The organism is Pseudoalteromonas sp. J010 (genome assembly GCF_003934235.1).
Lineage (GTDB): Bacteria > Pseudomonadota > Gammaproteobacteria > Enterobacterales > Alteromonadaceae > Pseudoalteromonas > Pseudoalteromonas peptidolytica.
The window spans coordinates 1-21,247 of sequence record NZ_RDBW01000014.1 but is presented as its reverse complement, the minus strand read 5'-3'; the positions used below and the strand labels follow the sequence as shown (position 1 = coordinate 21,247).

At 42.6% G+C, this 21,247-nt stretch carries 18 protein-coding genes and 1 tRNA gene; 14 read left to right on the top strand and 5 right to left on the bottom strand.

Features of this window, described 5'->3' with window-relative positions; all coding sequences use genetic code 11:
• The first annotated feature begins 58 nt into the window (after nucleotides 1-58).
• Entirely contained in the window at nucleotides 59-1,333 is a 1,275-nt protein-coding gene (locus EAG18_RS09225) for an HD domain-containing phosphohydrolase (RefSeq protein WP_125252096.1), read from the top strand.
• A gap of 16 nt (nucleotides 1,334-1,349) precedes the next feature.
• Here the strand turns inward: EAG18_RS09225 and EAG18_RS09220 are convergent, their stop codons facing one another.
• A complete protein-coding gene (locus EAG18_RS09220) occupies nucleotides 1,350-1,667 on the bottom strand; it encodes a hypothetical protein (RefSeq protein WP_125252095.1) in 318 nt (105 codons plus the stop codon).
• Between the two features lie 374 nt (nucleotides 1,668-2,041).
• On the opposite strand from EAG18_RS09220, the gene EAG18_RS09215 reads away from it, so the two are divergent.
• The gene (locus tag EAG18_RS09215) at nucleotides 2,042-3,301 is read left to right on the top strand and encodes an outer membrane protein transport protein (protein WP_125252094.1); all 1,260 of its coding nucleotides are present in this window, start codon (nucleotides 2,042-2,044) and stop codon (nucleotides 3,299-3,301) included.
• A gap of 55 nt (nucleotides 3,302-3,356) precedes the next feature.
• Here EAG18_RS09215 and mutS read toward each other — a convergent pair whose 3' ends face one another.
• The gene (mutS, locus tag EAG18_RS09210; protein WP_125252093.1) at nucleotides 3,357-5,948 is read right to left on the bottom strand and encodes a DNA mismatch repair protein MutS; all 2,592 of its coding nucleotides are present in this window, start codon (nucleotides 5,946-5,948) and stop codon (nucleotides 3,357-3,359) included.
• 24 nt (nucleotides 5,949-5,972) lie between these two features.
• On the opposite strand from mutS, the gene EAG18_RS09205 reads away from it, so the two are divergent.
• The 4 genes from EAG18_RS09205 to EAG18_RS09190 all read left to right on the top strand — a co-directional run bounded on the left by EAG18_RS09205 (nucleotide 5,973) and on the right by EAG18_RS09190 (nucleotide 10,448).
• A complete protein-coding gene (locus tag EAG18_RS09205) occupies nucleotides 5,973-6,464 on the top strand; it encodes a nicotinamide-nucleotide amidohydrolase family protein (protein WP_125252092.1) in 492 nt (163 codons plus the stop codon).
• Between the two features lie 66 nt (nucleotides 6,465-6,530).
• On the top strand, nucleotides 6,531-7,583 hold the full coding sequence (recA, locus tag EAG18_RS09200; RefSeq protein WP_125252091.1) for a recombinase RecA: 1,053 nt from the start codon (nucleotides 6,531-6,533) through the stop codon (nucleotides 7,581-7,583).
• 340 nt (nucleotides 7,584-7,923) lie between these two features.
• The gene (locus EAG18_RS09195) at nucleotides 7,924-9,240 is read left to right on the top strand and encodes an adenylosuccinate synthase (protein WP_125252090.1); all 1,317 of its coding nucleotides are present in this window, start codon (nucleotides 7,924-7,926) and stop codon (nucleotides 9,238-9,240) included.
• 569 nt (nucleotides 9,241-9,809) lie between these two features.
• A complete protein-coding gene (locus EAG18_RS09190; protein ID WP_125252089.1) occupies nucleotides 9,810-10,448 on the top strand; it encodes a tetratricopeptide repeat protein in 639 nt (212 codons plus the stop codon).
• 222 nt (nucleotides 10,449-10,670) lie between these two features.
• On the opposite strand, the gene EAG18_RS09185 is transcribed toward EAG18_RS09190, so the two are convergent.
• Nucleotides 10,671-12,542, bottom strand: a complete 1,872-nt coding sequence (locus EAG18_RS09185) for a sodium:proton antiporter (protein WP_125252088.1) — start codon at nucleotides 12,540-12,542, stop codon at nucleotides 10,671-10,673.
• Nucleotides 12,543-13,105: 563 nt separating this feature from the next.
• On the opposite strand from EAG18_RS09185, the gene proB reads away from it, so the two are divergent.
• Both proB and EAG18_RS09175 read left to right on the top strand, forming a co-directional pair.
• Nucleotides 13,106-14,206, top strand: a complete 1,101-nt coding sequence (gene proB / locus EAG18_RS09180) for a glutamate 5-kinase (protein WP_125252165.1) — start codon at nucleotides 13,106-13,108, stop codon at nucleotides 14,204-14,206.
• 3 nt (nucleotides 14,207-14,209) lie between these two features.
• Nucleotides 14,210-15,457, top strand: coding sequence for a glutamate-5-semialdehyde dehydrogenase (locus EAG18_RS09175; RefSeq protein WP_125252087.1), 1,248 nt, complete (start codon nucleotides 14,210-14,212; stop codon nucleotides 15,455-15,457).
• A 323-nt stretch (nucleotides 15,458-15,780) separates the two neighbouring features.
• On the opposite strand, the gene EAG18_RS09170 is transcribed toward EAG18_RS09175, so the two are convergent.
• A tRNA-Ala gene (locus EAG18_RS09170) sits at nucleotides 15,781-15,856 on the bottom strand.
• 129 nt (nucleotides 15,857-15,985) lie between these two features.
• Here EAG18_RS09170 and EAG18_RS09165 point away from each other — a divergent pair.
• Entirely contained in the window at nucleotides 15,986-16,381 is a 396-nt protein-coding gene (locus EAG18_RS09165) for a hypothetical protein (RefSeq protein ID WP_125252086.1), read from the top strand.
• Complete coding sequence (locus EAG18_RS09160) at nucleotides 16,378-16,884, top strand: prolyl-tRNA synthetase associated domain-containing protein (RefSeq protein ID WP_125252085.1); 507 nt, start codon at nucleotides 16,378-16,380, stop codon at nucleotides 16,882-16,884. Before EAG18_RS09165 ends, EAG18_RS09160 begins: the two co-directional genes overlap by 4 nt.
• Here the strand turns inward: EAG18_RS09160 and EAG18_RS09155 are convergent.
• Nucleotides 16,849-17,982: an MFS transporter gene (locus EAG18_RS09155; protein WP_125252084.1), complete on the bottom strand. Its 1,134-nt coding sequence runs from the start codon at nucleotides 17,980-17,982 to the stop codon at nucleotides 16,849-16,851. The genes EAG18_RS09160 and EAG18_RS09155 overlap by 36 nt on opposite strands.
• A gap of 189 nt (nucleotides 17,983-18,171) precedes the next feature.
• On the opposite strand from EAG18_RS09155, the gene EAG18_RS09150 reads away from it, so the two are divergent.
• The 4 genes from EAG18_RS09150 (at nucleotide 18,172) to EAG18_RS09135 (ending at nucleotide 21,176) form a co-directional block, all read left to right on the top strand.
• Nucleotides 18,172-18,708 carry a DUF2058 domain-containing protein gene (locus EAG18_RS09150; RefSeq protein WP_125252083.1) on the top strand — a complete coding sequence of 179 codons (537 nt, stop codon included), beginning with the start codon at nucleotides 18,172-18,174 and terminating at the stop codon, nucleotides 18,706-18,708.
• Between the two features lie 73 nt (nucleotides 18,709-18,781).
• On the top strand, nucleotides 18,782-19,105 hold the full coding sequence (locus EAG18_RS09145) for a c-type cytochrome (protein WP_125252082.1): 324 nt from the start codon (nucleotides 18,782-18,784) through the stop codon (nucleotides 19,103-19,105).
• A gap of 119 nt (nucleotides 19,106-19,224) precedes the next feature.
• Nucleotides 19,225-19,992: a class II aldolase/adducin family protein gene (locus EAG18_RS09140; protein ID WP_125252081.1), complete on the top strand. Its 768-nt coding sequence runs from the start codon at nucleotides 19,225-19,227 to the stop codon at nucleotides 19,990-19,992.
• 8 nt (nucleotides 19,993-20,000) lie between these two features.
• Nucleotides 20,001-21,176: a mandelate racemase/muconate lactonizing enzyme family protein gene (locus tag EAG18_RS09135; RefSeq protein WP_125252080.1), complete on the top strand. Its 1,176-nt coding sequence runs from the start codon at nucleotides 20,001-20,003 to the stop codon at nucleotides 21,174-21,176.
• Nucleotides 21,177-21,247 lie beyond the last annotated feature (71 nt).

Sequence of the window (21,247 nt, the reverse complement as noted above, 5' to 3'; positions counted from 1 at the left end):
GTTTTATCTAATTCAATGGTATTAATATTGATTGGCTAACTCGCAGTGTAAATGATCCATGCAGATTATTCTCCCTATTGAAGATCTTAAACCCGGTATGTTTGTAGATAGTGTTCACAAGCATAGATCTGACGCGGGTATTAAGATTAAATCGCGGGGAATGGTTAGAGATGAATCGATCATTCAAAAGCTCATAGACAAAGGGGTACTTGAGCTAACGATAGACTTTACACAAAGCGATATTCCCATACCGCAAAAGTATCAAAAACCACAAGAGCCAGCCCCTCAAACAACTGAAGATGAACCCGAGACGAAGCCCAAGCAGGGAATTGAGGGCAATTTATCGACAGCGCGTAGCAAGCCCAAAAGTAAGCGAAAAGTACAAACTAAAGAGCAAACATTACAGCAAGAATTTGCCGTTGCGATGCAGAAGTTTGAAAACAACAATCGTAAGATCCAAAGCTTGTATGGTGATGTTACCTCAGGCTTGAAAGTCGACATGACGCTGATTAACGAAGTGAGCAAAGATATTGTCGCCTCGGTGCTACGTAACACGAATGCTATGGCGATCTTAACTCGGATCAAAGACAAAGATGGCTATAACTGGCGTCATATGACTAACTGTGCCATTTTGATCACGGTATTTGGAAAACACCTAGGCTTACAGCCCCATATTATTGAGCAGTTAGCCACAGGAGCGATGCTGCATGATATTGGTCATGCGAAGTTGCCACAAGGGTTAATTAATAAACCAGGTCACTTTACAGAGCTTGAGTACAAGGCGGTGAAAAAACACGTCGCACAGTCGTTAGGGCTCAGTAAAGGGGAAGCTGGGATAACCCCTATCATGCTAGATATGATTATAAATCATCACGAGCGGTTAGACGGTACTGGGTATCCTCGCGGAATTAAGGGGGATGCACTGAGTACTGCGGCGAGGATGATGGCGATTGTTGATGTATACGATGCTATTACCTCGGATCAGTATCACAAAGAAGCTGATGAACCGATTAACGCACTGCGCTTTTTGTTATCAAGTAAAGCACAATTTGATCCAATCCTTGTACAACGCTTTATAAAGTGTATGGGGGTGCATCCCGTAGGTACTATTGTAAAGCTAACAAACGAACGTCTGGGGCTGGTGCTTGAAGGGAATAAACATGCGCCAACCGCACCCTTGGTTCGGGTATTTTATAATACCAAGCACTTGCATCATGTGACCGCCAAAGATGTCGATCTAAGTGGGTCTGATATTAAAGTGATTGCCAGTGTGCGGCCATTAGATTACCAAATCAATCTTTCTCGTTTGTTAAGAGATCAACTGCTTATTTAACCAAAGTTCAGGTTTTTTAGGGTTTTGAGTGTGCAGCGGGAGAAAAGGCATTTTTACAACGTCGTTTAAGGTTCTGCCACCTTGCTGAAAGTAACGCCCCTGTCATACAACTTGCCATCATCAGGATCCACAACAAAGTTCCCTTTTCCGAATGTAATGCTGAGCAACTGAGTAGCAAAGAAAGTAACGCCGCAACAATCGAGCCTAGCCAGAATTGGCTCACAGGATTATCGCACTCTCCAGCATGGCGACAAGCACAATAGTTTGCTTTACAAAGACAATAAACACTAATACCACAAAATGCTAAAGCGAAAAGTAGTAATGCTATTGACATGATGTTCTCCTTGCTAGGGTAGCCATTCAAAAAGGGATTCACACTTAGACCCAAGAGTTTATATAAGAGTCGCAAAGTCGTCAATGATATTAATAACTATTATCATTTTTGTGGTTTTGCTCATCCGATGAGTATGTAAAGTGCGTAATTTGTACGTTAAATGTTCACTTAATCTCCAAAAAGTCGCAAAAAAGGAGATTTCTAGTCAGCTTTTAGGTAGGGTGTCTGGAATTTAATATTCAACCTATTTGTAAAGTGACAATAGCTAAGTGTCTGAGCTCACTCAATGAGCTGGTGTAACTCAGCTAGATGTTCATAAAGCGTAGTTTTTTAGTCATTGGCATGTCAGTGATAATTACACAGGGGATCAGAGAATGAACAAAGTATTATTAGGTCTTATAGCCTCGGGTGCGATTTTATCGTCTTCGCAGGCATTAGCAGCTGCTTTTCAGCTAGCTGAGCAAAATGTATCTGGACTTGGCCGTGCTTATGCCGGTGAGGCTTCTGTGGCTGATGATGCCTCAGTTGTTGCCCGTAACCCAGCGCTAATGGGGCAGTTATCTGGTACTCAGCTTTCTGTGGCGGCTATGTACGTACAGCCTGATGTAAGCCTAACAGGGACGGGTACAAACAATGGTGTTCCAGCTGTAGCACTAAATGACAATAGCATCGCACCAAGCGCAGTTATTCCAGCGGTTTATGCCACTCACAAGTATAACGACAAGTGGTCCATCGGTGCAGGTGTATACTCGCAGTTTGGCTTAGCGACAGAGTTTGATGAAGATTATGTTGCCGGTCAAATCGCCGGTGAAACTGAAATTGTGACTGTGAATGCCGGTATTTCAGCTTCATATCAGGTAGACGAGCAGTGGAGTGTTGCATTAGGTGTGAATCATGTCTATGCCGATGCAAAAATTATCCGTAACTTAGGTGCGAATAACATAGGTCAACCGGCAAGCCTTGAAGCGGTACATCTTGAAGGTGACGATACAGGCTTTGGTTGGAACGTAGGTGTAGCTTATCAAATCGATGAAAACAACCGTCTTGGTTTCCATTACCGTAGCGAAACAGACATCACTTTTGATGGTCACTTCCGCAGCGCGTTACCAGTAACCTTAGGTGGAACGAGTAATGCGTCTGTTCCAGGCTATGTCGATATCACACTACCTGCAATCGCTGAAATTTCTGGTTCACATAAGTTAAATGCGGCGACCTCTGTACACTACAGCGTATTGTGGACAGGATGGAGCAGCTTTGATGAGCTACAAGCTATCATCGGTACTTCTAAATCAGCATTCACAAAAGAAGAAAACTTCTCGAACTCGCTACGTTTTGCATTTGGTGCAGATTACCAGCTAAATGACTATGTTAAGTTACGTGCGGGTATGGCTTATGATGAGTCGCCAGCGGATGAAAACTTACTGTCGATTTCAATCCCAGATACAGACCGTACTTGGTACTCTTTTGGTGCTGAATACACGTTACCAAATCAAGCAACTCTTGACTTCGGTATTAGCTTGCTAAGAGGTAAGACACAAAACTTTATCGAGACTGACAAAGCACAAAGCCAGTGGGGCTTCCGCTCAAAAGGTCATGCGATGGTATTTGGTCTTCAGTATAACCACACGTTCTAATCGCAACATCATTTTAGAACACAAAAAAGCGGCTCGTTGGCCGCTTTTTTATTAATTAAAGCATGGACTTAAGTTGGTATAGTAAAGCATGTGCTTGCTTCGGTGTCATCTCATCTGGATCGGTATCTGCGAGCAGTGCCTCTACCTCAGACGGTTCGTTGGCCAACATGAGATTTTGTTGTATTGGTGCTTGTGTGGTGCTCGTTTGTTCACCAACCACACTTTGATGCTGCTCCAATAAAGCGAGTTTTTGCTTAGCCATTTTGATCACCGCTTTTGGCACCCCAGCAAGACTCGCAACTTGTAAACCAAAGCTCTTACTTGCTGCACCTTCCATGACTGTATGTTTGAAGGCGATAGTATCATTATGTTCAATAGCATCAAGATGCACATTGACAAGACCTGCTTGTTGCTCTGCCAGTTCAGTAAGTTCGAAATAGTGAGTGGCAAAAAGTGTTTTGGCTGCTATTTTGCTTGCAAGATAATCTGCTGTGGCATAGGCCAAAGATAAACCGTCATAAGTACTGGTGCCACGACCTATTTCATCCATCAATACCAATGACTGTGCAGTAGCATTATTCAAAATGGTGGCCGTTTCAGTCATTTCAACCATAAAGGTTGAGCGCCCTGAAGCAAGATCATCGCTGGCTCCAATTCGAGTAAAAATACGGTCGACCAAACCGATAGTGGCAGCACTTGCAGGTACATAGCTACCTATATGCGCCATCAACACAATCAGTGCAGTTTGACGCATGTAAGTCGATTTACCTCCCATATTGGGCCCGGTGATAATGAGCATTTTACGCTCATCATTTAACTTAACCGGGTTGGCAATAAAGGGCTCTTTACTAACCTGTTCAACAACTGGGTGGCGGCCATCGAGCAAGTCGATTTCTGTTCCTTCGGTTAGAGTCGGCTTGCAATAATCGAGTGTTTGCGCACGTTCTGCTAAGGTATTTAACACATCTAAATCTGCAAGTGCTGCGGCCATTACTTGTAACTGCTCAATGTATGGCGCAATCAGTTCAAACAATTCTTCATAAAGACGCTTCTCAAGCGCAAGTGCTTTTGACTGGCTACCAAGTACTTTGTCTTCATGTTCTTTCAATTCAGGAATAATGTAGCGCTCATTATTCTTCAGCGTTTGTCTGCGAATGTATTCTGCTGGTACTAAATGTGAATTGGCACGGCTGATCTCAATGTAAAAGCCATGGACTCGGTTGTAGCCAATTTTGAGCGTTGATATTCCTGTGCGTTCACGCTCACGCTCTTCGAGCTTTTCTAACACATCGGTTGCTCCTGCGCTCAGTGCGCGGAGCTCATCTAATTCTGCGTGGTAGCCTTCTGCGATTACACCACCATCACGGATCAGTACGGGGGGATTATCAATAACGGCACGTTCTAATAAATCCTGTAATTTAGGCAATACCGGTGACTGGTTAATAATGGATTGAATACGGGGATCTTTAGCATCATGTAAAATATCGTGCAGAGGTGGCAGCGCTTGCAGTGCATTTCTCAGTCTGGTTAGATCTCTTGGTCGAGCAGTATAGAGTGCAAGGCGAGCAACAACTCGCTCTATATCACCAATTTGCTTCAGTGCATCATAGACTTCCATACATAGCTGCTGTTCTATCAGGCAGGCGATGGCATTCAGGCGAGAATGTAGTTCTTGGCGCTGACGCACTGGGGTGTGGATCCGACGTTTTAATAGTCGCGAGCCCATTGCTGTTGAGGACTTATCTAATATCTGGGCAAGGGTATTTTCAACTCCACCAGATAAATTGACCGTCAACTCTAAGTTTTTACGTGTTGCAGCATCTAAGATCACTGCATGCTCATTTTTTTCGAGCGTAATGGCTCGAATATGGGGGAGTGCTGTGCGCTGTGTATCTTTTACATACTGCATGACGCAGCCCGCTGCGATAAGCCCCATTTCTGCTTTTTCAACACCAAAACCAACTAAGTCACGTGTTTCGAATTGTTGGCAAAGTAAATGTCTAGCAGTATCTAAATCAAACTCCCAATCAGGGCGGCGGCGGCTACCTTTTATAGATTCAAGCACTAAAAGATTTTGAAACGATTCTGGATACAGCAACTCCGCAGGTTGTAGACGCTGTAGTGTTGAACTCAATGCTTCATCCGTTTTTAGCTCAACAATGTTAAAGCTACCCGAGTTTATATCTAAATAAGCGACGCCATAGCCTAATTGTTTTGGATGTTGATAGACCGCGGCTAACAAATTATCTTGGCGTTCTTGCAGTAGAGCTTCGTCTGTTACTGTTCCTGGTGTAACAATACGCACGACTTTTCGCTCAACAGGGCCTTTGCTTGTCGCAGGATCGCCTACTTGCTCGCAGATAGCTACTGATTCACCAAGTTGTACCAAGCGCGCTAAATAATTTTCTACCGCATGATAAGGAACGCCAGCCATAGGAATTGGGTTGCCACCGGCTTTACCACGATATGTTTGTGAAATATCTAAAAGCTGTGCTGCTCTAATTGCATCGTCAAAAAAGAGTTCGTAAAAGTCTCCCATGCGATAGAACAGCAAAATTTCTTGATGCTGAGCTTTTATTCTCAGGTATTGCTGCATCATTGGGGTTTGTTGGTTTATAGTGTGTTCTGAATAAAGATCTGACGACATTGTTGATACCTAAAAGGTTTTCCTATGGAGCACTACAAAGAGATAGCCGAATATGCGGCACAATTGGGCGCTATTCTAACGAATAAAGGCGTAACAATCACTACCGCAGAATCATGTACTGGTGGTGGGGTAAGTTACGCATTAACAGATACCCCCGGGAGTTCTGCTTACATTGAACGATGTTTTGTTACTTATAGTAATCAAGCTAAACATGAATTATTAGGTGTATCACAACAGACACTAGATCAATATGGTGCCGTGAGTGAACAAACCGTGTTAGAAATGGCGCGAGGTGCTCAGCGCGCTGCGAATGCCCAAGTTGCTATTGCGGTATCAGGCATTGCAGGACCATCGGGTGGCAGTGTTGATAAACCCGTTGGCACCGTGTGGTTTGCCGTTGCAAATGGGACACAGGTACTTGCTTTTCATCAAGTTTTTGCTGGTGATAGAGCAAGTGTTAGGTTGCAAGCCATTGAATTTGCTTTGAAAAAGACCATGATGGTAGTAAATTCATAAAATTATACTTGATACTGTAATTTCATACAGTATACTAGGTGTCATTAGGCTGAATTGGAGAAGCAAATGAACGATAACAAGCAAAAAGCACTAGACGCAGCACTATCACAAATTGAGCGTCAGTTTGGTAAAGGCTCAATTATGAAGCTAGGTGAGAACAAGGCACTGGATATTGAAGCCATCTCAACTGGTTCACTAGGTCTAGATATTGCGCTTGGTATTGGTGGCTTACCAACAGGTCGTATTGTTGAAATCTATGGTCCAGAATCATCAGGTAAAACAACGCTCACATTACAAGCGATTGCCGAAGCGCAAAAGCTAGGTAAAACCTGTGCTTTCGTTGATGCGGAACATGCACTTGACCCAATTTATGCAGAAAAGCTTGGTGTAAATGTTGATGAGCTTTTAGTGTCGCAGCCAGATACTGGTGAACAAGCGCTTGAAATCTGTGACATGCTAGTACGCTCTGGTGCAGTTGATGTGGTTATTGTTGACTCAGTAGCGGCGCTAACACCAAAAGCAGAAATTGAAGGTGACATGGGTGACTCGCACGTAGGTCTGCAAGCTCGTCTGATGTCTCAGGCGCTGCGTAAGCTTACAGCTAACATCAAGCGTTCAAACACACTATGTGTTTTCATTAACCAGATTCGTATGAAAATTGGTGTAATGTTTGGTAACCCAGAGACAACAACAGGTGGTAACGCACTTAAGTTTTACGCTTCAGTTCGTTTAGATATTCGTCGTATTGGTTCGGTAAAAGAAGGTGACGAAGTCGTTGGTAACGAAACACGTGTTAAAGTTGTTAAGAACAAAGTGGCACCACCATTTAAACAAGCTGAGTTTATCATCATGTATGGTGAAGGTACCTCTAAACAAGGTGAGCTGATCGACCTTGGGGTTAAACATAAGCTCGTTGATAAAGCAGGTGCATGGTTTAGCTACAAGGGCAATAAGATTGGTCAAGGTAAAGCTAACTCAATTAAGTTCTTAAAAGAAAACGTTGAGATTGCCAATGAAATTGAAGGTAAGCTGAGAGAAATGCTACTAGCACAAGCTACCATTCCGGAAGATGAAGAAGGCAAAGGTCTTGTAGAAGCTGAGGACGATTTAGAGCTATAACCTAATTAGCCAATAGCAACATGTGCTTATTGGCTGCAATGGCTATGATAGGAAAGCCCGACATCAGATGTCGGGCTTTTTGCGTTTTACGATAAGTTTACTTTTGATAACAAGGAGATAGTTATCGATTAATTCGAATGGATTACGAATTTTGATATAAAAATTTATTAGCCATCTTTACTTGTGCCTATTCAGCCGCATTTTCAATGAGTTATATTCTTTAGAGAGACATGAGAAATAATGAATATCAATGAAAGCAGAAAAATTAGGCAAATTGGGATGATCTCAACTATGGTTTTCTGGTAAAATCTGCGCCTAATTTTTTCTAAGTGAATTTGCAATGGGTAAAAACGTCGTTGTATTGGGCACCCAGTGGGGTGACGAAGGTAAAGGTAAAGTAGTTGACCTACTTACAGATAAGGCTTCTTTAGTTGTTCGCTATCAAGGCGGGCACAACGCGGGCCACACACTAGTAATTAACGGTGAAAAAACAGTACTACACTTGATCCCATCAGGTGTTTTACGTGAAGACGTTAAATGTGTGATTGGTAACGGTGTGGTACTTGCACCAGACGCATTAATGAAAGAAATCCATATGCTTGAAGAGCGTGGTGTTCCTGTACGCGAGCGTCTATTGATCAGCGAAGCGTGTCCTTTAATCTTGCCTTACCACGTTGCACTAGACCAAGCGCGTGAACTTGCACGTGGTGAAAAAGCCATTGGTACAACCGGTCGTGGTATCGGTCCTGCATACGAAGATAAAGTTGCACGTCGCGGCCTACGTGTTGGTGACCTTTTCAACCCAGAGCAATTTGCAGCGAAACTAAAAGAAGTACTAGAGTTCCATAACTTTGCTTTGGTCAATTACTACAAAGTAGATCCAGTTGACTTCCAGAAGACATATGATGATGCAATGGAAGTTGCAAAAGTACTTAAGTCAATGATTGTTGACGTTACTGAACTACTTGATCAAGCACGCAACGCCGGCGACCATATTCTATTTGAAGGTGCGCAAGGTACATTGCTAGATATCGACCATGGTACTTATCCGTATGTAACCTCTTCAAATACGACAGCTGGTGGCGTTGCAACTGGTGCGGGTTTCGGTCCTCTACACTTAGATTACGTTTTAGGTATTGTTAAAGCCTACACAACTCGTGTTGGTTCAGGTCCTTTCCCTACAGAGCTTTACGACGGCCAAGACAAGCAAGACCCAGTTGGCAGACATCTAGGCGAGAAAGGCAACGAGTTTGGTGCAACAACTGGTCGTCTCCGTCGTACAGGCTGGTTTGATGCAGTAGCAATGCGTCGTGCTGTGCAAATTAACAGCATCAGCGGATTCTGCTTAACTAAACTAGATGTGCTTGATGGTTTAGAAAAAGTAAAAATCTGTACAGGTTACCAGCTTGAAGATGGCACGGTGACTAACGTGACACCTCTTGCCGCAGAAGGCTATGAAAAAGTAACACCTGTATATGAAGAAATGCCAGGTTGGAGTGAAAACACTTTTGGTGCAACTTCTGTTGAGCAGCTACCGGAGGCTGCTATCAACTACATCAAACGCTTAGAAGAAATTACAGGCGTTCCTATTGATATTATTTCAACTGGTCCTGACCGTGTTGAAACCATGATTGTACGTAACCCGTTTACTGAATAATCTGCTATCAATCTAAAAAAGCTGCAAATGCAGCTTTTTTTGTGTCTATTTTCCTACAAGTTTTCCTACTCCTGCCGATATTAAGGTTAGTATGTATGCTGGCTGCTGGGTTACTATTCATTAAATTGCTTTTGCGGTGATAAAGTTATCTCTACAGCCTGCTATAGTTATTACCAATAAGGTTTAACACTAGCTCAGTTTGAAGGCGTAAATCTAACGTTAGCTGTATTAAATTTTTTGTTTAGCGCAACTAATACCAATTTGACTTAATACTTGCTCAATTTGAAGGAGTAAGTCTGACGCTAACAGCGTTAAAAATTTCTTATTTAGAACAACTAAATAGCAAAATTTTTGCCTTGTTATCGACAAGATTTTCTCGTTTCAAAATAGACCACTTAATTAAGAAAATTGGTATAAATAGCAAAATTTTTCCTTGCCTGTAGAGCGTAGGTACTATGGCGCAAGCGGGGTGCGGCAGCGGTGTTATCGACAAGATTTTCTTGCTTTAAAATAGAGCTCCTAATTAAGTGAATTGGTATATCAGTTAGCGTTACTTTGATGGGTTTTCAATGAACTACTTACTCCGTTATATTGCAGCACCAATACTGGGCGTTGCGCTAGGTCTTACAATACCTAACAAAGCATTTGCTGAAGAAGCTATTGAGGCTGTGCCCTTATATACTCAGCAAGAGTTGATTGAGCTTATTAATAAAAACCAACACCTTGCCCGCGTAAAAGCAGATGAGTGTCAGTTGGTAAGGGATATTGAAGCGCGCGCTGAAATAATGGCCCTGCCATCATATCAATTTCTCTATGGCGATATGCTTGCTTATGCCGTATGCGTAGACCGTGATGTTGAGCTTGGGCTTTACTACATGAAAAAAGCCGCTGAGCAAGGTCTGGCAGCAGCACTTGAACAACTTGGTCGCTATTACGATGTTGGCCAGTTGGTGCAAGAGGATAAAGCGATGGCTGTGACTTACTTGAGAGAGGCGGCTGCGCTCGGAAATCTTAATGCCCAGTTACGCCTTGTTGATGTCTTTAATGATGGTCATGGTAGTCCTAGAGACTATGAAGATGCCTACCGATGGTTATTTCACTCTGCAGTTGCAGATAAAAAGCTGCATAAGCGTATTCAAATTGCACTTGCTCAGTTAGCCCAAAAGATGCCTAGCAGCGTAGTAAAACGCGCTAGGCTGCCGATATAAGCTGTAATATCCGTATGCCCAGTAATACCAATTTGAAGGAGTAAATCTGACGCTAACAGCGTTAAAAATTTCTTATTTAGAACAACTAAATAGCAGAATTTTTGTCTTGCCTACACGCATGTATGTACCTTGGCGATAGCAGGACGCGATAGCAAGGTTATCGACAAGATTTTCTCGCCTCAAAATAGACCACTTAATTAAGAGAATTGGTATAAACTAAAGTTACGTAATTTGTTGATTACTCAGCTTTGCACCAATTTGCCCTTCTTTACTGACATTCGGATCCTTTAACACCGTTAGTTTTGGCGGCTGCAGTGCAATGATCTTATCGCCTTCTTCTGGTAGTTTCTTCATCTCTGAAGTGAATGGGCGGATCAATAAAGGTTCTTCATCCTTGTTTTGCTCAGTTAGCACAAACAAAGGTATTGCTTCACAATTAACCTCTTTATACTGCTCCCAATCAAATTCATCAGAGATCCGAGTTACACTTACTTTTCCACCTTTAGCCATCATACTACTGAGTTTGGCGTAGTTACCTTCGTCACCGAATAAAATCTGACGTGAAAGAAAAGTCGCACTGTCTTTGTTTGCTTTCGCATGATTGGTAGATGACTTGAGGGAGTAAACACATTGCTCTCCAAGTAAGTGTGAGAAATACTGAACTCCAAGTGCATTGTGGTGACGATTAGGAGAAAGTGCCAACACAGATTTGAGACTGGTGAGCGGAAGATAGCGCTCTGCATGCTCTGACTGGGGGTTCCCATAGTAACAGGGTAAACCATCCATCCTTGCCATTTTACAGTTTTCCCAAGCTGGATCTGACAAGTAAACATCAACATTTTGATCCTTTAAGCCTTTTGCAATAGCTCGAGCAACATGATTTGCACCTATAATAAGTAAGGTGTTTGGCTTGGGTTGACGAACTCCTAAAAGGCGCGCAAATGGTGTTGCGGTTAAGCTTTGTAATACAACGGTGATAATAATTACTGTAAAGATAAGTGGTACCATTTTATCAGCATCAGTAATCTCAGACTTGGTCATACTAAGTGCAAAAACAGACCCAACAGCAGCTGCAACAATCCCTCGTGGGGCTATCCAACTAAGTAAAATACGAGATTTAATCGGTAAGTCGGTATTAAATGTTGATACAAATATGGATAGTGGGCGAGCAACAAACAATACCACAGCTAAAAAGATGAACACATCCGTGTCCAGTAGCATTAAATCTTCGAGCTTGAGTCGCGCTGCTAGTAAAATAAATAGACTGGAAATGAGGATCATAGAAAGATCTTCTTTAAACTCCAACACAGAATCTATTTCTAAATCGTCTTGGTTTGCTAGCCATATACCGAAAATGGTGACGGCAAGTAGACCTGACTCGTGGCTAAGGTGGTTTGATATGGTAAAGCTAAATAGCACCAGAGCTAAAATAGCGAACTTATGTAGCTCGAATGGCAACCATTCCTTACGAATTAATAAACTGGTTAAAAAACCAGAGATAACACCGATGCTTATTCCTACACCCAAGGTGGAAATGAGCGCCCAGAGTGTGTGACTAAAGATCCCTTCACTGCCAACTAAAGAAACGGCTTCAAATACTAATACTGCAAACAAAGCACCGATCGGATCGATAACAATGCCTTCCCAGCGAAGTATACGATCTATGTCTTTATCGGGGCGCATTGCATTTAACATAGGAGCTATAACGGTTGGGCCGGTTACGACTAATACCGCGCCTAGTACAGCTGCGACTTGCCAGTTAAGCTCTAGTACCAGAATTGCGGTTGTCGCAATCACCGCGAATGTGGCTAGCATACCAATCGAGCATAGGTTTCGAACAACTTTACCGATCCCTTTAAGCTCTTTAAAGTGAAGGGTAAGCGACCCTTCAAAGAGAATAACTGCGACAGACAGAGACACGACAGGAAAAAGCAAGTCACCTAGCAGGGCATCTGGATCGAGCGTTCCACTAAAAGGACCTAATGCTAATCCTATCAGTAGTAAAAACAAAATAGCAGGAACCTTAAAGGCCCATGCGAGCCATTGGGCGATTACAGAACATACTGCAATACCTGCAATGTAGATTGCTGACATAGATTCTCCTAGTTGGAATATCCCAACATTTTTATCAGTATAGCCATCATCCAGTTATAACATAGTTTGAATGAGGGGAAAGTGAATAAATAATTGAAAATAGGCTGTTATTAAGTTTATTTATAGTCGTCATAAATAATTAATATGTGTGAAGGTTGCAATCTGACCTAAGCTTACGTTAAGGTAATAAAACTCAAGGCGTGAGCGAGCTTACGCCATCTTTAAAATCTACTCATTACGCAATTATTCATTGCGGTACAGCCTTTTCAGCCGCACCAAACCATGGTGGCCTCTGCTGAAAACGGCTCGACGTCGAGGTTTAAATACTTGGTGTCACAATCAATCTTCTATTAGTGAAATGTCAGCCAACTACTTTGTGTGTTGTGTCTGGATTTAGCATGTGTGGCGATCAAGCATATACATCGTTTGTCGCACGTCTGTTTGTTTTATCTATTTGCTGGCCGTTTTGGTCGAAGCATTGCGCTTTTCTGTTGTCTTCTAGTAGAAGGTATTTGAGTACCCTTGTGTGAGTGAGTGGTGAATTTAAGCAGGAATTTATGTCGATGAAACAATCAAAGCGTATCGTTATCAAAATTGGAAGTGCATTAATTGCACCTGAGCAAGATGGTTGCCGTTCCCGCTACTTACTCAGCATCGCGCAATTTATAGTGCGCTGTCGGGCTCGGGGTATTGAGGTTATCTTGGTTTCCTCAGGCTCTGTTGCTGCAGGGTCACACTTATTTCCAAATTCAGATCATCCAAGTATTGCGGTTAAAAAAGCAATGGCCGCAGCGGGACAGACAGAAATGATGGCGACATGGGATCGTTTCTTCGACTTTCCGTCAGCACAGATCTTATTAACTCATGGTGACTTGCGTGATAGGGAGCGATATACCAGTATCCGTGAAACCATATTCACTTTACTGGAGCACGGAATACTGCCTATTATCAATGAAAATGACACGGTGACCACCGATAATTTGAAAGTTGGAGATAATGACAACCTATCAGCTATGGTTGCTGCTGCGGCAGATGCTGATGGCTTGATTATCTGCTCTGACGTCAGTGGGTTATATACTAAAAACCCCAATTTACACGCTGATGCAGTGTTGATTTCAGAGGTGACAGAGATCACAGAAGAAATCTACGACATGGCCGGGTGCCCAACAAGCAAGGTAGGTACTGGTGGGATGAAAACAAAAATTGAAGCGGCCGAAAAGGCAACGTCTCACGGTATAGACACATATATTGTCAATGGTTTTGAAGAGACCACTTTTGAACAACTACTGGCAGGTAAAAACCCTGGCACTGTTTTCACCGCTTATGACAAACCAATGCAAGAGGCTGTACATTGGATGACTCACACGGCATCCGAACAAGGTGAGTTGGTTGTAGAAAGTGATTATGGTGAAAGTGATAATCAGGTTGTTGGGCAGCTTAGTGGTGATGAGATAGCTGAAGTGAAAGGAGAATTCTCTGTAGGGGATACCGTGCTGGTACGTAGCAAAGATGGTAAGCGTCTCGCGAAAGCAACGACCAACTATAGTAGTTGTTTACTTAACTTTTTAACCGAACATGAAGAAAGTCCGATCAGCGAAAAAATTCAAGACAGCATTGGGCCCGTTATTTCAGAACAAGATATTGCATTATTGGAGAAGTCTTAAGGTATGAGTTTAATTACAGATATTTCATCACAAGCAGCAACCGCTGCAAAGAAGTTAGCATTGCTGTCTACAGAAGAAAAAAATGCAGTCCTTACAGATATGGCCAAAGGTATTCGTGAAAACAGTGAGGCAATTATCACTGCTAACGAAGCTGATTTAGCTGCAGCGCGTGATAATCAACTTAGCGATGCCATGATAGATAGATTGACGCTAAACCAAGCGCGTATCGAAAGTATGGCTGAGGGCATCGAAACGATTATTCAACTAGACGATCCTGTCGGTGCACTGCGAGATATGGGGGTAAGACCAAATGGCATTAAAATTAGCAAAATGCGAGTGCCACTTGGTGTTGTTTGCATGATTTATGAAGCACGCCCGAATGTGACAGCAGATGCTGGAGCATTGTGCTTTAAATCAGGTAATGGTGTGATTTTAAGAGGCGGTAAGGAAGCGCTTTGCAGCTCACTAGAGATTGCCAAAGCGATGCACAAAGCGCTAGAAAAGCACGGCTTGCCTACTGCGCTGGTTTCTGTAATTCCAGATCCAGACCGTGGTTTATTAATGGAGTTGATGCAGCAAAAAGACTATATCGATTTGATCATACCCCGTGGTGGCGAAGGGCTGATCAACTTCGTTACACAGAACAGTACAGTACCCGTTATTCAGCACTTTAAAGGCGTTTGTCACTTATACATTGATAAGGATGCTGATTTGGACAAAGCACTAGCCTTGCTGTTAAATGGTAAGACTCAGCGCACAGGCGTATGTAATGCACTTGAGGGGCTTATTGTGCACCAAGATATTGCTGCAGACTTCTTACCCAGAGCGGCTGCTGCGTTGGCTGAAAAAGGCGTAAAAATAAATGCGTGTAAGCAAAGTGCTGATTATTTTGAGCATGCAGTGGTGCTGAATGAAGATGAGTTTGGTGAAGAATATTTAAGCTTAGAAATTGCGATACGACAAGTTGCAGACTTTGATGCGGCACTTGCACATATCGACCGCTTTGGGAGTCACCACACTGAAGTTATTTGTACAGAAAACCAAGCGACAGCAGCGCTGTTTCAACGTAGTGTCGACGCATCAGTTGTGATGGTAAACGCATCTTCTCGTTTTAGCGATGGTTCAGCGTTAGGTCTAGGTGCTGAAATTGGTATTGCGACAACTAAATTACACGCCTATGGGCCAATGGGTCTAGAGTCTCTTACAACGGAAAAGTTCTTAGTAAATGGCGAAGGCCAAGTAAGAGAATAGTGTGAATTAATACCAATTTGACTTAATATTTGCTCAATTTGAGGTAGTAAATCTGACGCTAACAGCGTTAAAAATTTCTTATTTAGAACAAATAAATAGCAAAATTTTTGCGTTGCCTATATAGATGTAGGTACCTTAGCGAAAGCAGGACACGGTAGCGAAGTTATCGACAAGATTTTCTCGCGTTAAAATAGACCACTTAATTAAGGAAATTGGTATAACACAGAATAATGACATAAGTAACTGCAAAGCTCGGGTCAATAGACTTGGGCTTTTTTCTTTTTTAGGTGGTATTAGGATGAAAATAAAGAAGGAAAGAAAAGTGGTGGAGCTAAGCAGGATCGAACTGCTGACCTCCTGCGTGCAAGGCAGGCGCTCTCCCAGCTGAGCTATAGCCCCACGTTTCGTCTTCTAGACGAGTCGAAATCTAATCATTTTTTATTTACTCGTCAACCCTTGGCAAAAAATTTCGCTATTTTTTTGTAGTCTTTGTTACACTGAACCGAAAGAATAATTATTAAGTTAGCTATGTTTCAACGTTGCCTGTTTTTTGTTATTGCATTTAGTACACTCGCTGGATGTGCATCTAAGTCTGACGAACCTGTGCTAGTAATTGAGAAACAATCGCTCCACAAACGTCAGTCAGCGTCTGGTGAGCAAGAGTTTGCATTTATTGTGACGGTAAAGGCAACTCCAAGAATGGAATTGGACTCAAGCAAGCCAATGTCAAGGCGCGAGCTTAAACGTTTTGCTGAGTTTGAACGCATAGAAGATTCACCCGCGCTCAAACTCAAGCTCGAAGAACAAGCTGTTGCGTTATTAAAGCCTGCTTTGGCTAGCGAGCGCTATTGTGGCGCAGGCTATAAAATTACCGATGTTTATTGGCGCCAACGTAGTGTACAGCTTAGAGGCCAGTGCTTGTGATTAGAAACAATCCCGAAGCATTGGCAAAGCAGTTAGCTACATTAGGTATCGACTACCTGAATTACGATCATCCTCCTTTACATACGTGTAGCGATGCCGATGAGCTGGGATTAGTAAGAGAAGGGACGCGCCTGAAAAATCTTTTTTTGCGAGACAACTATGGAAAGCGCCATTTTCTTTTTATTATTCCTGCTGATAAGCAAGTCGATTTAAAAGCGTTATCAAAAGCGCAGGGACTATCTCGTTTGGGTTTTGCTTCCAAAGAGCGATTAGCAAAATATTTGGGTGTTGAACAAGGCTGTGTTTCAGCTCTTGCCCTTTGTAATGATAGCGAGCAAAAAGTAGAGCTGTGGCTCGATAGTGAACTACAATCTGCGATGCGATGGCAGTGCCACCCATTAGTGAATACTAAAACTTGGGTTGTGACTCTAGATAACCTAAATCATTTTTGGCAATCAACGGGGCACTCACCGCGCTGGTTGGATTGCATTTCTAAGACTTAAGCATAGCCCTAATGTGCATACTGCAAAAAGTGACACGGCAAACCAGTTTAATCCTGCATACTCATAAATGAGGCCGGGTAGGTAGGAGCCGAGTACTCCACCCGAGTAATAGAAAGATACATAGGCGCCATTTGTTACCGTTGCGGGAGCTTGACTAATACTGTTAGCCAGCGGTGCTGCGGTAGTGTGGATGACAAACATACACGCGCAAAAAAGTGTAAATAACAGCACAAAAAAGACGAGTGAAGCTGTTGGTAAAAGCGCAATAGTTGTAGCGTAGATAAAAAACACTATGGCTAGAAATTGCCATGTTGATTGAAATCTATTTTGTAGCCAAGGCGTAATTGTCGAGCCTAATGCTCCCACTAAGTAACCCGTATAGACCCAGCCTACTTTACTAGGGTCGGTTAACTTAAAGTCATACTTGAGTATAAAGGGTAAAAAGTTAAGTAAGCCAGCAAAGCAAAAAAACATGCAAAATATCGAGCTATATAGCCGAACTAGGCGAGTCTGCTTAAGTGGTGCTAAATAGTCTTTAATCTTAGTTGCAGTAATGATAGGTGGTTTGTTTTTACTCGCGCTAATGCTAAAAGCAAGTACTATCAACAATAAAGCGTTAAGATAATAAAAGCTCTGCCATTCAAACCACACTGCAAAATTTGCAGCCAATGTACGACCAAAATAACCCCCAGCGATACTGCTACCAATATACAGGCTCATATTTGTTTTCAACAATGCTCCACTAAATTGTTGGCCTATGTAGCCCGTCATGGCGGTAAGTGCAGCTGGTAACAATAACCCTTGGATCAACCTAATTAATAACAGTCCAGAGAATGAGTCTACAGATGCAAAAGCAAGGTTGCTTAACGCCAGTAACAGCATTGTCCACTTTAAAATTTTCAAGGGATTAGATTTGGCAAGTATCAAACCATAGCAAATTGGGGCAATGGCAAGCGGTAACATGGTTGCAGACATCAGCATGCCAGCATCGGAAGCGGACACCATAAATTGCTCTGAAAATTCAGCCAATAATGGTTGTGGTGCGTACAATACAAAAAAGATTGCAACAGAGCAGAGTAATAAGTGGATGATGGGCATTGCGCTGGAAAGCTTTAAATTTTGATGACTTAGCTTAAATTAAAGCAAACTAGTTGACAATTTTTTGCGCTACATCACGATGTTATAGAGTAATTTTGATAGTTTTACAGTGAATTGGCGTAATTACTCACTGGTCAATCAAAATTGCTGAGTTAAAATAGTGAAAAGTCTATTTTACGGAGTTGCATTATGGGTTCACTGCAAGAGCAGTTGCTAAAAGCTGGCCTAACAACTGAGCACAAAGCGAAAGTTGCGAAAACGCAAAAGCGTAAGCAGCAAAAGAAAAAAAAGAAGGGCGCTACAAGCGACCAAACCGATCTTCAAAAGCATATTGAGCAAACCAAGCTTGAGCAGCAAAAACGTGCTGAAGAGTTAAATCAAGCCAAGTTAGAGGCGCAAAAAAACAAAGAGCAGATAGCTCGAGTAAAACAGATCTTGGAACATCACAATCAAGATGCTATCCGTGGAGATGTCACCTTTAACTTTACTTATCAAAATAAAGTTAAAGAGCTAGACGTAAACGCTCAAACACAACAAGCCTTAGCTAAGGGGCGTTTGGCCATTTGTGTATTAGAGGATAAGTTCTACGTATTACAAGATGAACCAGCAAGAAAGATTGCTGAGGTAGACGAAAAATATATCGTTTTCCATGTAGAGGACAATCAGCAAGGTGACGAGGATGACCCTTATGCTGACTTTGAAGTCCCAGATGATTTGATGTGGTAGTGATTAGGCTTAAGGTCAAACTTTAGTCTACACTGACTTACAATGTTAACCGTCAACAAAAAAGAGTAATGATATGAGCAAGATGAAAAAACTACTAGTAGGGACTGCTGTGGCTATATGTGCACTTGGTTCAACAAGTTCGATGGCTGCTGATGGTAAAGCGCTATACACAGCTAAAATGTGTCAAACCTGCCATGGTGCAGAAGGTAAAGCACCAATCATGCCTCTGTATCCAAAGCTAAACGGTCAGAACAAAGAATACTTAGCGGCACAGATGAAAGACATTAAGTCAGGTAAACGCAACAATGGTATGTCGGCTGCAATGAAAGCGATGGTTGCGAATGTTTCTGATGCAGAAATCGATGCTATTGCAGAGTATCTATCTAAAGTTGAATAACAACATCAGCTCGACGTTAAAAATAAAAAACCACCGTTCGCGGTGGTTTTTAGTTGAAGATATAATTAAGCTATTTTAGACTTCTATACATCCAGATGTGGAGTCAATAAGGGATCCCCATGTTCGAATTACCTCAGTTAAATCTAAAAGACAAAGTAAGCGCAGATGAATGGCAACTGCGTGTTGACCTTGCAGCTTGCTATCGACTGGTTGAGCACTTTCGTTGGGGAGACTTAATTTATACGCATATGTCGGCGCGTTTACCTGGGACAGACCATTATCTTGTTAATGCCTTTGGTTTGACGTTTGATGAAGTGACCGCCTCCAACCTGGTGAAGGTTGATTTGCAGGGGAATATTCTTGATGACACGCCATTTAAAATTAACCCTGCGGGCTTTACTATTCATAGCGCAATCCATGAGGTGCGAGAAGATGCGCATTGTGTTATCCATCTTCATACCAAGGAGACGATAGCTGTCGCAAGCCTAGAATGTGGGTTACTGCCGTTGAGTCAGCATAGTATGTTTTCCTTACCATCGTTATCGTATCATGGTTACGAAGGCTTGGCGGTCAATATGGATGAGAAAAAGCGCCTGCAAGATGACTTGGGCACTACAAACCATATGCTCTTAGTAAACCATGGCGGTTTGACGGTAGGACCAACGGTAGGTGACGCCTTTATGCGTTTTTATGACTTACAGCGTGCATGCGAAATTCAAGTTGCGATTCAAGCAACGGGACAACAAGCGGTACCTGTACCACAGCCCATTATTGATAATATTTATAATCAAGCGAATGTCGTGCACAGCGGTAGCACCGGAGGCCAACTTGCTTGGCCTGCAATGCTTCGTAAAGCTTACCGCCTAGACCCAAGCTTTGCTCAATAGGAGTCAACATGAAAGTTAATCGCGTCGAAGTCTTCGATATTCATTGTCCAGATAGACCTGCTTGGACACCGGTTTTTGTACGTATTCACACCGATGAAGGTATTTCAGGAGTAGGTGAAGCAGGCCTTGCATACGACCTTGGTCACAGCGCCGCGGCCAGTATGATCAAAGAAATGGCTGAAGCTTTTTTGATTGGTCACGACCCTTTTCAAACTGAGTTGCTCTGGTCACGTATGCTCAGAGAAAGCTTCTGGGGTTTAGGTGGGGGACCTGTGGTTTATGCGGCGATGTCAGCAATAGATACCGCGCTTTGGGACATCAAAGGTAAAGCTTTAAATCTACCGGTTTATCAGTTGCTTGGTGGTAAAGTGAACCCTGAGCTTCGCACCTATGCCTCACAATTACAGTTTGACTGGGATAGCGAGTTTAAAGCATTGGTGCAACCACACGAATATGCCGAAGCGGCACATAAAGCTATTGCTGAAGGGTACGATGCGGTTAAAGTTGACCCGATTCAGTACGATAAAGATGGCAACACTTATTACGATAGAACAAAGCTAATTTCACGCGCAGAAATGAAATTATACCGTGCGAGAATGCAGGCTATTCGTGAAGCGGTAGGCGATGAAGTGGACATTATTTTTGAGTGCCACAGCCTACCAGGCGCGACATCAGCTATTCAAATTGCGGATATCGCTGAAGAATTTGATTGTATGTATTACGAGGAGCCTGTGAATTATCTTAACCACTCTTTACATGCAAAGGTAGCAAACAAAACCTCTGTGCCAATCGCTGGTGGTGAGCGATTGTATAACCGCTGGGGTGTCCGTCCTTATTTTGAAGATCAAAGTATTGATGTACTACAGCCAGATATTGGCTTATGTGGTGGTTTTACAGAAACCAAGAAAGTATGTGACTACGCCGATATCTTTGATATTCGTATTCAGGCGCATGTTTGTGGCGGGCCAGTCGCAACCGCGGCTTCATTACACTTAGAAACCGCGATCCCCAACTTCCTGATCCATGAGCACCATACTTATGCAATTAAAAAGTGGAACAGAGAATTGTGCTTGCAAGATCCACAACCTAAAAACGGTATCTTTAGAGTGTCAGAAGAGCCGGGGCTTGGTATTGAGTTAAACGATGACATCGTAATGCGCTCAGCCCGTGTGGAAATTAAGTAGGTATCCGACGCTCAGCTTAAATACCTAATACCAATTTGACTTAATACTTGCTCACTTTGAAGGAGTAAATC

Excerpts from the sequence above, each read along its gene's own strand:
- EAG18_RS09225 (WP_125252096.1), top strand. The coding sequence starts at position 59 with ATGCAGATTATTCTCCCTATTGAAGATCTTAAACCCGGTATGTTTGTA.
- EAG18_RS09220 (WP_125252095.1), bottom strand. The coding sequence starts at position 1,667 with ATGTCAATAGCATTACTACTTTTCGCTTTAGCATTTTGTGGTATTAGT.
- EAG18_RS09215 (WP_125252094.1), top strand. The coding sequence starts at position 2,042 with ATGAACAAAGTATTATTAGGTCTTATAGCCTCGGGTGCGATTTTATCG.
- mutS (WP_125252093.1), bottom strand. The coding sequence starts at position 5,948 with ATGTCGTCAGATCTTTATTCAGAACACACTATAAACCAACAAACCCCA.
- EAG18_RS09205 (WP_125252092.1), top strand. The coding sequence starts at position 5,973 with ATGGAGCACTACAAAGAGATAGCCGAATATGCGGCACAATTGGGCGCT.
- recA (WP_125252091.1), top strand. The coding sequence starts at position 6,531 with ATGAACGATAACAAGCAAAAAGCACTAGACGCAGCACTATCACAAATT.
- EAG18_RS09195 (WP_125252090.1), top strand. The coding sequence starts at position 7,924 with ATGGGTAAAAACGTCGTTGTATTGGGCACCCAGTGGGGTGACGAAGGT.
- EAG18_RS09190 (WP_125252089.1), top strand. The coding sequence starts at position 9,810 with ATGAACTACTTACTCCGTTATATTGCAGCACCAATACTGGGCGTTGCG.
- EAG18_RS09185 (WP_125252088.1), bottom strand. The coding sequence starts at position 12,542 with ATGTCAGCAATCTACATTGCAGGTATTGCAGTATGTTCTGTAATCGCC.
- proB (WP_125252165.1), top strand. The coding sequence starts at position 13,106 with ATGAAACAATCAAAGCGTATCGTTATCAAAATTGGAAGTGCATTAATT.
- EAG18_RS09175 (WP_125252087.1), top strand. The coding sequence starts at position 14,210 with ATGAGTTTAATTACAGATATTTCATCACAAGCAGCAACCGCTGCAAAG.
- EAG18_RS09165 (WP_125252086.1), top strand. The coding sequence starts at position 15,986 with ATGTTTCAACGTTGCCTGTTTTTTGTTATTGCATTTAGTACACTCGCT.
- EAG18_RS09155 (WP_125252084.1), bottom strand. The coding sequence starts at position 17,982 with ATGCCCATCATCCACTTATTACTCTGCTCTGTTGCAATCTTTTTTGTA.
- EAG18_RS09150 (WP_125252083.1), top strand. The coding sequence starts at position 18,172 with ATGGGTTCACTGCAAGAGCAGTTGCTAAAAGCTGGCCTAACAACTGAG.
- EAG18_RS09145 (WP_125252082.1), top strand. The coding sequence starts at position 18,782 with ATGAGCAAGATGAAAAAACTACTAGTAGGGACTGCTGTGGCTATATGT.
- EAG18_RS09140 (WP_125252081.1), top strand. The coding sequence starts at position 19,225 with ATGTTCGAATTACCTCAGTTAAATCTAAAAGACAAAGTAAGCGCAGAT.
- EAG18_RS09135 (WP_125252080.1), top strand. The coding sequence starts at position 20,001 with ATGAAAGTTAATCGCGTCGAAGTCTTCGATATTCATTGTCCAGATAGA.